This window comes from Streptomyces sp. NPDC058741, from assembly GCF_042746715.1.
Lineage (GTDB): Bacteria > Actinomycetota > Actinomycetes > Streptomycetales > Streptomycetaceae > Streptomyces.
Genome location: NZ_JBHYQH010000013.1, coordinates 43,997 through 58,396 on the forward strand (window position 1 = coordinate 43,997; position 14,400 = coordinate 58,396).

A 14,400-nucleotide genomic window follows, 5' to 3' on the forward strand; every position below is an offset into this window, starting at 1 on the left:
CCCGCCGGGCGTCGCGGCAACGCGTTCCGGGCGCGGGTGGTGGCGCCGCGTGGGACCGTGGAGGGGAACCGGCATCCGGACCTCCGGAAGGAGCCCGGCCATGACCACCCACCCGGCCCATCCCGGCGCCGTGTCGATGAGGACCACCCCCGAAGGCCTCCTGTGGGAGCCAAGCGAGCGCTGGGTGCGCGGCCGCAAGGGCGACGTCACCGTCGTCGACAGCCGGCACCCGGTGCTCGTCTGGGAGCCCCACCTGCCCGTGCCGCAGTACGCCTTCCCGCGCGCCGACGTCCGCACCGACCTCCTCCGCCCGGCACGGAAGCCGCCCACCGGGGCCCACACCGGCTCCCGGGTGTTCTACGACCTCGACGCCGACGGCGAGGTGCGCGAGAACGCAGCCTGGACCTTCCCCGCCGGGGACCTCGCCGGCCACATCGCCTTCGAGTGGTTCGCGCGCCCCGACACCGTGCTCGACCACTGGTACGAGGAAGAGGAGGAGATCTTCGTCCACCCCCGTGACCCGCACAAGCGCGTCGACGCGCTGCCCAGCAGCCGACATGTGCGGGTCGAGGTCGACGGGCGGACCGTCGCGGACACCCGGACCCCCGTCCTGCTCTTCGAGACGTCCCTGCCGACCCGCTACTACCTCCCCCGCGAGGATGTCGGCCTCGACCTGTTCGTCGCCACCGACCACCACACCCGCTGCCCCTACAAGGGCATCGCCGCGTACTGGTCCTTGCGTGAGGGCGGCTCGCGGGTGCCGCCGAACCTCCTGTGGGGCTACCCGGAGCCGCTGCCCGCAGTGACGGCGATCCGGGGCCGTCTCGCGTTCTTCAACGAGGTCGTCGACATCACCCTCGACGGCGAGCCCCTGGAGCGGCCGGAGACGCCGTTCAGCCGGATGCTGCGCGGGACGAGCCGCCGGTGAGGCTGTCGAGCAGGGCGTCGAGCCCGGACGCCAGCCCCTCGTGGCCGCCCGGCTCGGAGAGCGCGGCCGCCGTCTCCCGCAGCAGGGGCAGCTCCTTGGCGGACAGCCGGTGCAGCCCGAGCCGGAAGGCCGGGTCGGTCTCGTCCGGGTTGTCCACCGTGGGCCGCAGCTCCACGGACACGTAGCCCAGCACCCAGGCGGTGACGGCACGGAAGACGGCGGCCGTGGCGGCCTCGTCGAAACCGGCGTCCCGCAGCAGGGCGAGCACCCGCTCGTGGTCCCGCAGCACCGCGGCGGGCCGCCGGGCGAGCGGCACCGCCAGCAGCCGCGTGGCCAGCAACGGCACCGCCTGCGGATGGGTGAGGCACGCGTCGTAGGTCGCCCGGGCGATCCGGTGCAGCCCGGCCCGCCAGTCGGAGCCCCGCTCCGGCCCGTTCCCCAGCCGCTGCTCCAGCTCCAGGTACAGCGCCTCGACCAGCCCGTCCAGCAGGGCGTCCTTGCTCGCGGCGTAGCGGTAGAGCGCCATGGCCTCGACGCCGAGCTCCGCGCCCAGCCGCCGCATGCTCAGCGCCGACAGCCCTTCGCGGTCCACCAGGTCCAGGGCACTGGCCAGGACCCGCTCCCGGCTCAGCCGGCCGTAGCGGCCGCGGTCGCTGGCGCGACGCGCCGGCTCGGTCTCCCCGGACTGGTCCCCGGCCATGCGCAGCCTCCCGAACGGTTCCGCCCCGTCCTCGACACGACGTCGCGTCGACTCTACGCACACCTCGGGGAAGTGTGTATGTATACGGCGTAAATATACGATTTCGGGCGGCGACGTCCCCCGCAGACGCTGCCGGACGCGGCCCTGGCGGCTGTCCCCAGGTCGCCGATGAGGGCGTGGGGACGGCTCCGTCGACCGGCCGTGCCCGCCCCCGGGCCCCGCGCCCACCGGCACGGCAGCCTCGGGCCACCGACTGCGTGCCGCCCCGGGCCCGCCCCGGCTCAACTCCTCGACCCGGGTGGAGACCTGGGTGGACAGCTCGCCCTTGAGCTGGATGGAGATGCCGCACGCGAGTTCCACGATCTCCATGCCGCGCGCGACCTCGCCGAGCGCGTCGGAGTGCACCTTGCCGTGCTCGGCGGTGATCAGCGCGGCGATCTCGTCGCGGTGCGCGTCGAGCGGCTCGCGGTACTTGAACAGGATCGCCGTGCGCCTGGTGAGGGAGGAGGTGCCCCAGCTCTCGAAGGCGGCCTTCGCGGAGGCGACGGCGGCGTCCACCTCGCCGGCGGTCGCGAAGGCGACCTGCTTCCCCTGGGCGCCGGTGGCCGGCTCGTAGACGGGGCCGAAGCGGCCGGAGGTGCCTTCCACGGGCTTGCCGTCGATCCAGTGGGTGAGGGTCTTCATGGTGGCGAGGGCCTTTCGGGGCAGCCGGGGTTCGGCAGCGGGTTCACAGGTGGAGGCGGCGGTCGGCGACCTTGCGGTCGTAGCGCGCGCGGGCCTCGACGGCGGCCTCGCGGGAGGCGGTCTCGGCGACCGGCACGTCCCACCAGGCCTCGGCCGGGGGAGCGGTCGGGGCCGGGTCGGTCTCGACGTACACGCACGTCGGCCGGTCCGAGGCACGGGCCGTGGCCAGGGCCCCGCGCAGCTCACCCACCGTCCTGGCGCGCAGCACGTGCATGCCGAGGCTGGCGGCGTTGGCCGCGAGGTCGACCGGGAGCGGGTCGCCGGTGAAGGTGCCGTCGGCGGCCCGGAATCGGTAGGCGGTGCCGAACCGCTCGCCGCCGGTCTCCTCGGACAGCCCGCCGATGGAGGCGTAGCCGTGGTTCTGGATCAGGACGACGTTGAGCGGCAGGCCCTCCTGGACGGCCGTGACGATCTCCGTCGGCATCATCAGGTAGGTGCCGTCGCCGACCAGCGCCCACACCGGCGTGCCCGGGGCCGCCTGCTGGACGCCGATGGCGGCCGGGATCTCGTAGCCCATGCAGGAGTAGCCGTATTCCAGGTGGTACTGGCGCGGGCTGCGCGCGCGCCACAGCTTGTGCAGGTCGCCGGGGAGCGAACCGGCCGCGTTGATCACCACGTCCTCGTCGCCGGCCACCGCGTCCAGCGCGCCCAGTACCTGGGTCTGGGTGGGCACGGCGTTGTCGTCGCCGGCGCGGAAGGCGGTCTCCACGACCTCCGCCCAGTGCTCCTTCCCGGTGCGGTACTCGGCCTCGTAGGCCTCGCTCACGCGGTGCCCGGCCAGTGCCCCGGCCAGCTGCTCCAGGCCGGTCCGCGCGTCGCAGACCAGGGGGCGCGCCGCCAGCTTGTGCGCGTCGAAGCCGGTGATGTTGAGGTTGAGGAACCGCACGTCCGGGTTCTGGAAGAGGGTGCCGGAGGCGGTGGTGAAGTCGGTGTGGCGGGTGCCGACGCCGATCACCAGGTCGGCGGTGCGGGCGAGGCCGTCGCTGACGGCCGTGCCGGTGTGGCCGATGCCCCCGAGGTCGGCGGGGTGGTCGTGGCGCAGCGAGCCCTTGCCCGCCTGGGTGGAGGAGACCGGGATGCCCGTGGCGTCCACCAACGCCCTCAGCGCCTCCTCGGCCTCGCTGTGGTGCACCCCGCCGCCGGCCACGATCAGCGGCCGTTCGGCCGACCGGATCGCCTCGACGGCCGCCGCGAGTTCGACCGGGTCGGGCGCGGGACGCCGGACGTACCAGACGCGCTCGGCGAAGAACTCCTCCGGCCAGTCGTACGCCTCCGCCTGGACGTCCTGGGGGAGGGCCAGCGTCACCGCGCCGGTCTCGGCCGGGTCGGCCAGTACGCGCATGGCCTGGAGCGCCGACGGGATCAGTGCCTCGGGGCGGGTGATGCGGTCGAAGTACCTCGACACCGGGCGGAGCGTGTCGTTGACCGACACGTCGGCCTCCACCGGGTGCTCCAGCTGCTGGAGCAGCGGATCGGGGGCGTGGGAGGCGAAGTAGTCGCCGGGCAGCAGCAGCACCGGCAGCCGGTTGACGGTCGCCAGGGCGGCGCCGGTGACGAGGTTGGTGGCGCCCGGGCCGATGGAGGTCGTCACCGCCTGCGCGGAGAGGCGGTTGAGCTGGCGGGCGTGGCCTACCGCCGCGTGCACCATGGACTGCTCGTTGCGGCCCTGGTGGAACGGCATCACGTCGGCGTACTCGACCAGTGCCTGGCCGACCCCGGCGACGTTGCCGTGGCCGAAGATGCCCCAGGTCCCGGCGATCAGCCGGCGGCGCACGCCGTCCCGCTCGGTGTACTGGGCGGACAGGAACCGCACCAGGGCCTGGGCGGTCGTCAGTCGGCGGGTGCGGGCGCTCATCGGGAGGTCTCCGGGGCGGTGTAGAGGGGGAGGCGGGGGTCGACCGGCTGGCCGGGCCAGGTGGCGCGGATCCAGGCGTGGTCGGGGTGGTCGCGGATCAGCCAGGCGCGCTCGGCCTCCGGGCCCGCCATGACGTTGAGGTAGTACATGTGGTGGCCGGGCGTGGCCATCGACGGCCCGTGCCAGCCGTCCGGGATGAGGACGACGTCGCCGTCGCGGACCTCGGCGAGCACGTCGGTGTCGCGGCCGGGGCCGGAGGGGGAGACGCGCTGGTAGCCGAGGCCGGGGACGCCGTCGTGGGCGGCGAACTCGAAGTAGTAGATCTCCTCCAGCACGGACTCCTCGCCCGGCCGGTGCTCGTCGTGCTTGTGCGGCGGGAACGACGACCAGTTGCCGCCCGGTGTGATCACCTCGACCGCGATCAGCTTGTCGCACTCGAAGACGCCCGCGGCGCCGAAGTTGTTGACCTGCCGGGAGCAGGTGCCGGTGCCCCGCAGCTCCACGGGCACCTCGGAGGCGGGGCCGTAGCGGGCGGGCAGCCGGCGCTCGCAGCGCGCGCCGGTCAGGGCGAACCGGCCGCCGGCGGCGGACGTCACGGTGGTCCGCGCGTCGCGCGGCAGGTAGGCGAAGTCGCTGACCCCGCTGAACACGTCGGGGCGGCCGTGCAGTTCGAAGGTCTCGTGGCCGAAGTCGTCAGCTGCGGCGACCGTGCAGCCGCCGCTGAGCGGGACGACGATCCACTCGCTGTCACCGGTGTCGAAGGAGTGCGAGCCGCCCGGCGGCAGCCGCAGGACCCGCAGGCTGGAGTACCCCCAGCCCGCCGTCTCGGGCGTGACGTCGACGGTGTACGGGCCGCCGGGGGCCTTGCCCGCGGGAAGGTGATGCGTCATCGTGTGCCTTTCGGATCACAGCAGGGCGACCGGCAGCGGACCGGTTCACAGCAGACCGACGGCCGTGTCCACCGCCTCTTCCACACTGCCCCCGGCCGGGTAGAGCAGCGAGCGCCCGACGACCATGCCCTGGACGGTGGGCAGCCGCAGGGCCTTGCGCCAGCGTTCGTAGGCGCCTTCCTGGTCGCCGCCGACCTCGCCGCCGAGGAGGACGACGGGGAGGGTGGAGGTCTGAAGGACCTCGGCCATGTCGTCCGGGTCGTCTGTGACGGGCAGTTTCAGCCAGGTGTAGGCGGAGGTGCCGCCCAGACCGGAGGCGATCGCGACGGACCGTGTCACGGCCTCGGCGGACAGGTCGTTGCGGACCCGGCCGTCGACGCGCCGCGAGATGAACGGCTCGACGAACAGGGGCAGGCGGCGTTCCGCCATGGCGTCGATCGCCCGGGCGGCGGACTCCAGGGTGGTCAGCGAGCCCGGGTCGTCGTAGTCGACGCGCAGGAGGAGCTTGCCCGCGTCGAAGCGGAGCCGGGCGATGTCCTCGGCGCGGTGCCCGGTGAAGCGGTCGTCCATCTCGAACGAGGCCCCGGCGAGTCCGCCGCGGTTCATCGAGCCCATGACGACCTTGTTCTCCAGCACCCCGAGCAGGAGCAGGTCCTCCAGGATGTCGGCGGTGGCGAGCACCCCGTCGACGCCGGGCCGCGACAGCGCGGTGCACAGGCGCTCCAGCAGGTCGGCGCGGTTGGCCATCGCCAGGCGCCGGTCGCCGACCCCGAGGGCGCCGCGCGCCGGGTGGTCGGCGGCCACGATCATCAGCCGGCCGCTCGCACCGAGCAGCGGGCGGCGCGTCCGGGCGGCCGCCGCCTCGGCGACGGCCTCCGGGGTGCGGGCTCTGATCGTGGTGAGGTCGGGGATGCCGATGTTCAAGGAGGGCTCCGTTTCAGTGGCGCGAGAGCGGCGACGACACCCCGGCGAGGAGGTCCTCGACCTCGGACTCGGTCGGCATCGCGGACGAGCAGGCGAGGCGTGCGGCGACATGGGCGCCGGCGGCGTTGGCGTGGCGCATGGTCTTCTCCAGGTCCCAGCCGGCGAGCAGGCCGTGGCAGAGCGAGCCGCCGAAGGCGTCCCCCGCGCCCAGGCCGTTGACCACCTCGACGGGCACCGGCGGCACCTCGGCGCGGCTTCCGTCGCGGTGCACGGCCAGTACGCCCCGGGGGCCCTGCTTGACCACGGCCAGCTCAACCCCCGCCTCCAGCAGCGCCTCCGCACAGGCCTGCGGCTCGCGCACGCCGGTGGCGACCTCGCACTCGTCGAGGTTGCCGACCGCGACGGTGGCGTGGCGCAGGGCCGCGCGGTAGTGGGAGCGGGCCTGGTCGGCGTCGCGCCAGAACATCGGGCGCCAGTCCAGGTCGAAGACGGTGGCGCCCGCCTTGCCGCGGCCCTCGAGGGCGGCGAGCGTGGCGGAGCGGCTCGGCTCCTCGCTCAGCCCGGTGCCGGTGATCCAGAAGACGCGGGCCCCGCGGATCGCGGCGAAGTCCAGCTCGTCGGTGCGGATCTCCAGGTCCGGGGCCTTCGGGCGGCGGTAGAAGTACAGCGGGAAGTCGTCCGGCGGGAAGATCTCGCAGAACGTGACGGGCGTCGGGTACGCCTCGACGGGGGTGACCCAGCGGTCGTCGACGCCGAAGCCCACCAGCTCCTCGTGCAGGTAGGTGCCGAAGGGGTCGTCGCCGGTGCGCGTGATGACCGCCGTACGGCGTCCGAGCCGGGCCGCCGCGACCGCCACGTTGGCCGCGGAACCCCCCAGGAACTTCCCGAACGTCTCCACGCGAGCCAGCGGGACGCCGGTCTGCAGCGGATACAGGTCGACCCCGATGCGGCCCATCGTGATCAAGTCGAAATACGGGGCTGGCCCGGCCATGTGCGACCTCCTGGGGAAGCTGGGGATGCGGGTCCGCTGGCGCCCTGACACGGTCGAGGGGCGTGGATCCACGGACCTGCCGCCTCCCAGGTGTAGGTCCCGGAGGACGGCCATGTCAATAGTTTGTACTTACATTCGGACCTGATTGTGAAATAATGTCTTAACAAAGTATTGACAGCGGCCGCTGTAAAGACTTGGATCCCGTGGCACCGCAACAGTGTGTTTGCGGCATCATGATCCGGACTCCGAAAGGCTCCGGGACCACGGATCCCTCGTGATCCCCTCCCTTTCCCCGCAGTAGCACAGTGAGGTGCCAGGAAAGATGGACCGCTCTTCTCACCCCCGCTCTCGCAGGTTCGCGCCCGCCGTCGCCGTGGCCGCGGCGGCGGCCCTGACCCTCGTCGGCTGCTCCAGCAGTTCCGGGGGCAAGAAGTCCGAGGAAGGCGGCACGAACGCCTCCGCCGGCAAGGCGACCACGCCGCGCATGACCGTCGCGCTGGTCACCCACCAGGCGCCCGGCGACACGTTCTGGGACACCGTCCGCAAGGGCGCCGAGGCCGCGGCCGCCAAGGACAACATCAAGCTGGTCTACTCCGCCGACCCGAACGCGGGCAACCAGGCCAACCTGGTGCAGAACGCGATCGACCAGAAGGTCGACGGCATCGCCGTCACCCTCGCCAAGCCGGACGCCCTCAAGAGCGTCATCGGCAAGGCCGAGAAGGCCGGCATACCCGTCGTCGGCCTCAACTCCGGCCTGAGCGACTGGAAGGAGCTCAACCTGCTGGAGTTCTTCGGCCAGGACGAGTCCGTCGCGGGCGAGGCGTTCGGCAAGAAGCTCAACGAGGTCGGCGCCAAGCACGCCCTGTGCGTCGTCCAGGAGCAGGGCAACGTCGGCCTGACCCAGCGCTGCGACGGCGTCGGCAAGACCTTCGACGGCGAGCTCGACACCCAGAACGTCAACGGCACCGACATGCCGTCGGTGAAGTCGACGATCACCGCCAAGCTCAAGCAGGACCCCTCCATCGACTACGTCGTCACCCTCGGCGCCCCCTTCGCGCTGACCGCGGTGCAGTCCGTCGGCGACGCGGGCAGCAAGGCGAAGGTCGCCACCTTCGACCTCAACAAGGACCTCATCAAGGCCATCAAGGGCGACGACATCCAGTTCGCCGTCGACCAGCAGCCCTACCTCCAGGGCTACCTGGCCGTCGACGGCCTGTGGCTGTACAAGACCAACGGCAACTACAGCGGCGGCGGCGAGCAGCCCGTGCTGACCGGTCCGGCCTTCGTCGACAAGGCCAACGTCGACAGGATCGGGGAGTTCGCCGCGAAGGGCACCCGGTGATGAGCATGACCCAGCAGGCCAAGCCGGCGGTGGACACACCGCCGGCCCCCGGCCCCCGGCAGTCCGACGGCAGGACGCGGCAGCGCTCGCCGGCGCTGCGGCTGCTCGCCCGTCCCGAGGTCGGCGTCCTCCTCGGCGCCGTCGCCGTCCTCGTGTTCTTCCTCTTCGCCGCACCCCCGGTGCGCGACGGCAACTCGATGGCGAACATCCTCTACCAGTCGTCGACCATCGGGATCATGGCCCTGCCCGTGGCCCTGCTGATGATCGGCGGCGAGTTCGACCTGTCGGCCGGCGTCGCCGTGGTCACCTCGGCGCTGACCGCGTCGATGCTCAGCTACCAGCTGACGCTGAACGTCTGGGTGGGGGTGCTCGTCGCCCTGCTCGTCTCGCTCGGCATCGGCGCCTTCAACGGCTGGATGCTGGTCAAGACCGGGCTGCCCAGCTTCCTGGTCACCCTCGGCACCTTCCTGATCCTCCAGGGCGTCAACCTCGCCGTCACCAAGCTCGTCACCGGCAACGTCGCCACCGACGACATCAGCGACATGGAGGGCTTCGCCCAGGCGCAGAAGATCTTCGCCTCGTCCTTCCGGATCGGGGACGTCAACGTCAAGATCACCGTCGTGTGGTGGCTGGTCTTCGCGGCCCTGGCCACCTGGGTGCTGCTGCGCACCAGGTACGGCAACTGGATCTTCGCGGTCGGCGGCAACAAGGACTCCGCACGGGCCGTCGGCGTGCCCGTGACCTTCACCAAGATCTCGCTGTTCATGCTGGTCGGCTTCGGCGCCTGGTTCGTCGGCATGCACCAGCTGTTCTCCTTCAACACCGTGCAGTCCGGCGAGGGAGTGGGCCAGGAGCTCATCTACATCGCCGCGGCCGTCATCGGAGGCTGCCTGCTCACCGGTGGCTACGGCTCCGCGGTCGGCCCCGTCTTCGGCGCCTTCATGTTCGGCATGGTGCAGCAGGGCATCGTCTACGCCGGCTGGAACCCCGACTGGTTCAAGGCCTTCCTCGGCGTGATGCTCCTCGGCGCCGTCCTCATCAATCTGTGGGTCCAGCGCACGGCGACCCGGAGGTGACAGCCATGACCAGCACAGAGACCGGTACCCACGGCGCCGTCCTGGCGGACACCCCGCCCGACGGCGACCGCCCCCTCGTCGAACTCCGCGCCGCCGGCAAGTCCTACGGCAACATCCGCGCCCTGCACGGCGTCGACCTCACCGTCCACCCCGGCAAGGTGACCTGCGTCCTCGGCGACAACGGCGCCGGCAAGTCCACCCTCATCAAGATCGTCTCGGGGCTGCACCAGCACACCGAGGGCGATTTCCTCGTCGACGGCGAGCCGGTGCGCTTCTCCACGCCCCGCGAAGCCCTCGACAAGGGCATCGCCACGGTCTACCAGGACCTCGCGGTCGTCCCGCTGATGCCCGTGTGGCGCAACTTCTTCCTCGGCTCCGAGATGACCAAGGGCCCCTGGCCCGTGCGCCGTCTCGACATCGAGAGGATGAAGAAGACCGCGGACGAGGAACTGCGCAACATGGGCATCGTCCTGGACGACCTGGAGCAGCCCATCGGCACGCTCTCCGGAGGCCAGCGCCAGTGCGTCGCCATCGCCCGCGCCGTCTACTTCGGCGCCCGCGTCCTCATCCTCGACGAGCCGACCGCCGCCCTCGGCGTCAAGCAGTCCGGCGTGGTCCTGAAGTACATCGCCGCCGCCCGCGAGAAGGGCCTCGGCGTCATCTTCATCACCCACAACCCGCACCACGCCTACATGGTCGGCGACCACTTCAGCGTGCTGCGCCTCGGCACCGTGGAACTGTCCGCCTCCCGCACCGACGTCAGCCTGGAGGAACTGACCAACCACATGGCGGGCGGCGCCGAACTCGTCTCCCTCAAGCACGAGTTGGCACAGGTCCGCGGTGTCGACGTCGACGGGCTCCCCGAGGAGGGGAACCTCACCGCTCCCGCAGCCGCGCCGTCGGAAGGAAAGTCCTGACATGGCCCTCGAGCTCGACCGCATCCGGATCGGCTCCGCCCCCGACTCCTGGGGCGTCTGGTTCCCCGACGACCCCCGGCAGGTGCCCTGGCAGCGCTTCCTCGACGAGGTCGCCGAGGCCGGCTACTCCTGGATCGAACTCGGTCCCTACGGCTACCTGCCGACCGACCCGGCCCGGCTCACCGACGAGGTGGCCCGGCGGAACCTCAAGGTCTCCGCCGGCACGATCTTCTGCGGACTGCACCGCGGCCCCTCCGAGTGGGACTCCACCTGGGAGCAGGTCAGCCGCGTCGCCGCCCTCACCCAGGCCATGGACGCCGGGCACCTGGTCGTCATCCCGTCGTTCTGGCGCGACGACAGGACCGCCGAGATCCTGGAGGCACCGGAGCTCACCACCGAGCAGTGGCGCCACCTCACCACGGGCATGGAGCGCCTCGGCCGCGAGGTGAAGGACACCTACGGCCTGGACATCGTCGTCCACCCGCACGCCGACACCCACATCGACACCGAGGAGCACGTCGAGCGGTTCCTCGACTCGACCGACTCCGAGCACGTCAACCTGTGCCTGGACACCGGGCACTACGCCTACTGCGGCGGCGACAGCGTCAAGCTGATCGAGACGTACGGCGAGCGCATCGGCTACCTGCACCTCAAGCAGGTCGACCCGGACATCCTCGCCGACGTGGTGAGGAACGAGGTCCCCTTCGGCCCGGCCGTCGCACGCGGCGTGATGTGTGAACCGCCCGCCGGCGTCCCGGAACTGGTGCCGGTCCTCACGGCCGCGCAGAAGCTCGGCGTGGACCTGTTCGCCATCGTCGAGCAGGACATGTACCCGTGCGAGCCGGACAAGCCGCTGCCGATCGCGGTGCGCACCCGCGCGTTCCTGAGGTCCTGCGGCGCCTGACGACCCGAAAGGACGGCCATGACCGAACGCGCCACCCTCGGAGTCGCAGTCATCGGCACCGGACGGATGGGCGCCGACCATGTGCGCCGCATCCACGAAGTCACCAGCGGTGCACGGGTGGTGGCCGTCGCGGACGTCGACGCGGAGCGCGCGAAGGCCGTCGCCGCCCGCGTCGGCGGCTGCACCGCCCACACCGACCCGGCGGCCGCGCTCGCGACGGACGGCGTCGACGCCGTCCTGATCGCCTCCTCGGGCCCGGCCCACGAGGCCACGCTGCTCGCCGCGTTCGAGCGTGACCTGCCCGTGCTGTGCGAGAAGCCGCTCACCCCCGACGCGGCCTCCGCCCTGCGCGTCGTCGAAGCCGAACTGCGCCTCGGCCGACGCCGGGTGCAGGTCGGCTTCATGCGCCGCTACGACCCCGGGTACGCGCAGCTGAAGGCACTGTCGGCGACCGGCCGGCTGGGCCGCCCCCTGATGCTCCACAACCGGCACCGCAACGTCGCCAGCCCGCCCTTCTTCACCAGCTCCATGCTCATCACCGACTCCGTCGCCCACGAGGCGGACGCGACCCGCTGGCTGCTGGGCCACGAGATCACCGCGGTCACCGTGCTGCGCCCCACCCCGTCCGCCGGCGCCCCGGACGGCCTGCAGGACCCCCAGTTCGTGGTCTTCGAGACCGACGGCGGCGCGATCAGCGACGTCGAGATCTTCGTCAACTGCGGCTTCGGCTACCAGGTCCAGGCCGAGCTGGTCTGCGAACGCGGCACCGCCCGCACCGGCGACGGCCACGACCTGATCACCCACACGGCCGGCCGCTGGGGCGGCACCATCGCCCAGGACTGGACCGAACGCTTCGAGACGGCCTACGACCGCGAGGTCCAGGCCTGGGTCGACGCCACCCGCCGCGGCGAGGTGACCGGCCCGAGCGCCTGGGACGGCTACGCGGCGTCGGCGGTGTGCGAGGCGGGGGTGCGGGCGCTGGAGGGCGCGGGACGGGTGGAGGTCGAACTCGCCGGGAGGCCCGCGCTGTACGCGTGACGCGTGGTGCCGGAAGGACCCGGGGCTCGCCCCCGGGCCCTTCCGGCGTGCGTCTCGGATCCTCCTCGTGCCGCGTCCGTCGTCCTGCGGCAGCGGGGCGTGTGCGCCGCGCCCGTCCCGTGGACGCTCACGCCGCGGGGGGCAACGCCTCGGTGCGGGTGCGGCGACGTCCGGCCACCGCCGCGTGGCCGGTGGCCGCACGAACGGGCGGGGACCTTCAGCGGGCGTTCCGTGCTCCGCGCCGCTCCCGGCCCCGGCCGATCAGGCCTGCCGTACCTCCTCGATCGTCACCGGCCGGTGCTCGCGCAGCGACAGCGTGCACGCGTCCGCGATCCAGCCCGCCTCCAGGGCGTCCTCGATCGTGCAGGGGGAGGGCCGGGCGCCGGCCACGACCTCGGTGAAGGCGGTCAGTTCGGCGCGGTAGGCCTCGGCGAAGCGGTCCATGAAGAAGTCGTGCGGGGTGCCCGCCGGGAAGGTCACGCCCGGCTCCACCGACCGGAGCGGCAGCTGGTCGTCCAGGCCGACGGCGATGGAGTCCTTGAAGCCGTGGATCTCCATGCGCACGTCGTAACCCCGGGCGTTGTGACGGGAGTTGGAGACCACCGCGAGGGTGCCGTCGTCGAGGGTGAGGATCGCGCCGGTGGTGTCGGCGTCGCCCGCCTCCTTGAGGTAGTCGGCGCCGCGGTTGCCGCCGACGGCGTACACCTCGGTGACCTCGCGGCCGGTCACCCAGCGGATGATGTCGAAGTCGTGCACCGAGCAGTCGCGGAAGATGCCGCCGGATGCGGCGATGTAGCCGGCCGGCGGCGGCGCCGGGTCCAGCGTGGTCGAGCGGACCGTGTGCAGCGGGCCCAGTTCGCCGCTGTGCACGGCGGCCCGGGCGGCGGCGAACCCGGTGTCGAAGCGCCGGTTGTAGCCGATCTGGAGGGGCACGTCCCTGCCCTGGACGGCCTTGAGCACCTCGACGCCCTCGCTCATCGTCCGGGCGACGGGCTTCTCGCAGAAGACCGGGACCCCGGCCTCGACACCGGCCAGGATCAGCGCCGGGTGGGCGTCCGTGGCGGCCGCCACGACGATGCCGTCCACACCGGCGGCCAGCAGCGCCTCCGGCGAGTCCGCGACGTCCGCCCCGAACCGCTCGGCGGCGGCCTTGGCGGCGTCGGCGAACGGGTCGGTGACGACGAGGGAGTCGACCGCGTCGAGGCCGGAGAGGGTCTCGGCGTGGAAGGCGCCGATGCGGCCGAGGCCGAGGATTCCGATACGCATGGGGTGTTGCTCCTAGAGAGGGGGAGGGGGTCCTGCGGGACGTCTCAGTCGAGCCCGCCGAGCACGTTCTGGTCCCAGTCGATCACCGACCCGGTGACCACCCCGGACCGGTCCGACAGCAGGAAGACCACGAAGTCGGCGATCTCGTCCGGCTGGCCGAGCTTGCCCATGGGCAGTTTCGCGGCGGCCTCGTCGCGCCAGTCGTCCCCGGCCCCGTGGAAGGTCTTCTGGGTGGCGTCCTCGCCCTCGGTCGCCGTCCAGCCGATGTTGAGGCCGTTGATCCGGACCCGGTCCCAGCGGTGGGCGTGCGCGGCGTTGCGGGTCAGGCCGATCAGACCCGCCTTCGCCGCGACGTACGGCGCGAGGAACGGCTGCCCGCCGTGTGCCGAGGACGTGATGATGTTGACGACGGTGCCCGGCGCCTCGCGCGCGACCATGTCCGCGACCGCGGCCTGCATGGCGAAGAACGGCGCCTTGAGGTTGATCGCGATGTGCTGGTCGAACAACTCCGGCGTGGTGTCCAGCAGCGTGCCCCGCGAGGTCAGCCCCGCCGAGTTGACCAGGCAGTCGATCCGGCCGTACGCGCCGACGGCCTCGGCGACGGCCGCCTTCGCCTGCCCGGCGTCCGCGAGGTCGGCCCGGACGAACAGCGCCGTGCCCCCGGCGGCGGCCAGTTCCGCCACCAGCGCCTCACCAGGCCCGGGGCGCCGCCCGGTGACGGCCACGACCGCACCCTCGCGGACCGCAGCCCGCGCGACGGCGGCGCCCACACCCTGGCTGCCGCCGTTGATCAGGACGGCCTTGTCGTCGAGAAGTCCCATGACG

Annotated in this window: 13 protein-coding genes and 1 pseudogene; 6 read left to right on the forward strand and 8 right to left on the reverse strand. The window is 72.3% G+C overall.

Annotated elements, in window-relative coordinates; translation table 11 throughout:
* Window positions 1–100 precede the first annotated feature (100 nt).
* Window positions 101–928 carry a DUF427 domain-containing protein gene (locus ACFW6P_RS13520; protein WP_386423702.1) on the forward strand — a complete coding sequence of 276 codons (828 nt, stop codon included), beginning with the start codon at window positions 101–103 and terminating at the stop codon, window positions 926–928.
* Here ACFW6P_RS13520 and ACFW6P_RS13525 read toward each other — a convergent pair.
* The 6 genes and pseudogenes from ACFW6P_RS13525 to iolC all read right to left on the reverse strand — a co-directional run bounded on the left by ACFW6P_RS13525 (window position 894) and on the right by iolC (window position 7,032).
* Entirely contained in the window at window positions 894–1,628 is a 735-nt protein-coding gene (locus tag ACFW6P_RS13525; protein ID WP_386423756.1) for a TetR/AcrR family transcriptional regulator, read from the reverse strand. The genes ACFW6P_RS13520 and ACFW6P_RS13525 overlap by 35 nt on opposite strands.
* Before the next feature lie 288 nt (window positions 1,629–1,916).
* Window positions 1,917–2,312 (reverse strand): annotated as a pseudogene (locus tag ACFW6P_RS13530) (aldehyde dehydrogenase family protein); the annotation flags it as partial.
* 43 nt (window positions 2,313–2,355) lie between these two features.
* Entirely contained in the window at window positions 2,356–4,227 is a 1,872-nt protein-coding gene (gene iolD, locus ACFW6P_RS13535; RefSeq protein WP_386423704.1) for a 3D-(3,5/4)-trihydroxycyclohexane-1,2-dione acylhydrolase (decyclizing), read from the reverse strand.
* Window positions 4,224–5,117 carry a 5-deoxy-glucuronate isomerase gene (gene iolB / locus ACFW6P_RS13540; RefSeq protein ID WP_386423706.1) on the reverse strand — a complete coding sequence of 298 codons (894 nt, stop codon included), beginning with the start codon at window positions 5,115–5,117 and terminating at the stop codon, window positions 4,224–4,226. The genes iolD and iolB overlap by 4 nt, the downstream gene beginning before the upstream one ends.
* A gap of 45 nt (window positions 5,118–5,162) precedes the next feature.
* Window positions 5,163–6,041 (reverse strand): deoxyribose-phosphate aldolase, encoded by an 879-nt coding sequence (locus ACFW6P_RS13545; protein WP_386359796.1) that lies wholly within the window; start codon window positions 6,039–6,041, stop codon window positions 5,163–5,165.
* Between the two features lie 13 nt (window positions 6,042–6,054).
* The gene (gene iolC / locus ACFW6P_RS13550) at window positions 6,055–7,032 is read right to left on the reverse strand and encodes a 5-dehydro-2-deoxygluconokinase (RefSeq protein WP_386423708.1); all 978 of its coding nucleotides are present in this window, start codon (window positions 7,030–7,032) and stop codon (window positions 6,055–6,057) included.
* Window positions 7,033–7,354: 322 nt separating this feature from the next.
* Here iolC and ACFW6P_RS13555 point away from each other — a divergent pair, with 322 nt between their 5' ends.
* From ACFW6P_RS13555 to ACFW6P_RS13575, 5 genes are read left to right on the forward strand one after another with little or no spacing between them, the layout of a single operon-like run.
* Window positions 7,355–8,374, forward strand: coding sequence for a sugar ABC transporter substrate-binding protein (locus tag ACFW6P_RS13555; RefSeq protein ID WP_386423709.1), 1,020 nt, complete (start codon window positions 7,355–7,357; stop codon window positions 8,372–8,374).
* A complete protein-coding gene (locus ACFW6P_RS13560; protein ID WP_386359790.1) occupies window positions 8,374–9,450 on the forward strand; it encodes an ABC transporter permease in 1,077 nt (358 codons plus the stop codon). The genes ACFW6P_RS13555 and ACFW6P_RS13560 overlap by 1 nt, the downstream gene beginning before the upstream one ends.
* 5 nt (window positions 9,451–9,455) lie before the next feature.
* Complete coding sequence (locus ACFW6P_RS13565) at window positions 9,456–10,367, forward strand: ATP-binding cassette domain-containing protein (RefSeq protein WP_386423711.1); 912 nt, start codon at window positions 9,456–9,458, stop codon at window positions 10,365–10,367.
* A gap of 1 nt (window position 10,368) precedes the next feature.
* Entirely contained in the window at window positions 10,369–11,271 is a 903-nt protein-coding gene (locus tag ACFW6P_RS13570) for a sugar phosphate isomerase/epimerase family protein (protein ID WP_386423713.1), read from the forward strand.
* Window positions 11,272–11,289: 18 nt separating this feature from the next.
* On the forward strand, window positions 11,290–12,309 hold the full coding sequence (locus ACFW6P_RS13575; RefSeq protein WP_386423715.1) for a Gfo/Idh/MocA family protein: 1,020 nt from the start codon (window positions 11,290–11,292) through the stop codon (window positions 12,307–12,309).
* A 261-nt stretch (window positions 12,310–12,570) separates the two neighbouring features.
* Here ACFW6P_RS13575 and ACFW6P_RS13580 read toward each other — a convergent pair whose 3' ends face one another.
* Both ACFW6P_RS13580 and ACFW6P_RS13585 read right to left on the reverse strand, forming a co-directional pair.
* Entirely contained in the window at window positions 12,571–13,575 is a 1,005-nt protein-coding gene (locus tag ACFW6P_RS13580; protein WP_386423717.1) for a Gfo/Idh/MocA family oxidoreductase, read from the reverse strand.
* A 44-nt stretch (window positions 13,576–13,619) separates the two neighbouring features.
* A complete protein-coding gene (locus ACFW6P_RS13585) occupies window positions 13,620–14,396 on the reverse strand; it encodes an SDR family oxidoreductase (protein ID WP_386354673.1) in 777 nt (258 codons plus the stop codon).
* Window positions 14,397–14,400 lie beyond the last annotated feature (4 nt).

Coding starts and splice junctions, on each gene's coding strand:
- ACFW6P_RS13565 (WP_386423711.1), top strand. CDS start 9,456: ATGACCAGCACAGAGACCGGTACCCACGGCGCCGTCCTGGCGGACACC.
- iolB (WP_386423706.1), bottom strand. CDS start 5,117: ATGACGCATCACCTTCCCGCGGGCAAGGCCCCCGGCGGCCCGTACACC.
- ACFW6P_RS13580 (WP_386423717.1), bottom strand. CDS start 13,575: ATGCGTATCGGAATCCTCGGCCTCGGCCGCATCGGCGCCTTCCACGCC.
- ACFW6P_RS13575 (WP_386423715.1), top strand. CDS start 11,290: ATGACCGAACGCGCCACCCTCGGAGTCGCAGTCATCGGCACCGGACGG.
- iolD (WP_386423704.1), bottom strand. CDS start 4,227: ATGAGCGCCCGCACCCGCCGACTGACGACCGCCCAGGCCCTGGTGCGG.
- ACFW6P_RS13560 (WP_386359790.1), top strand. CDS start 8,374: ATGAGCATGACCCAGCAGGCCAAGCCGGCGGTGGACACACCGCCGGCC.
- ACFW6P_RS13555 (WP_386423709.1), top strand. CDS start 7,355: ATGGACCGCTCTTCTCACCCCCGCTCTCGCAGGTTCGCGCCCGCCGTC.
- ACFW6P_RS13525 (WP_386423756.1), bottom strand. CDS start 1,628: ATGGCCGGGGACCAGTCCGGGGAGACCGAGCCGGCGCGTCGCGCCAGC.
- ACFW6P_RS13585 (WP_386354673.1), bottom strand. CDS start 14,396: ATGGGACTTCTCGACGACAAGGCCGTCCTGATCAACGGCGGCAGCCAG.
- ACFW6P_RS13520 (WP_386423702.1), top strand. CDS start 101: ATGACCACCCACCCGGCCCATCCCGGCGCCGTGTCGATGAGGACCACC.
- iolC (WP_386423708.1), bottom strand. CDS start 7,032: ATGGCCGGGCCAGCCCCGTATTTCGACTTGATCACGATGGGCCGCATC.
- ACFW6P_RS13570 (WP_386423713.1), top strand. CDS start 10,369: ATGGCCCTCGAGCTCGACCGCATCCGGATCGGCTCCGCCCCCGACTCC.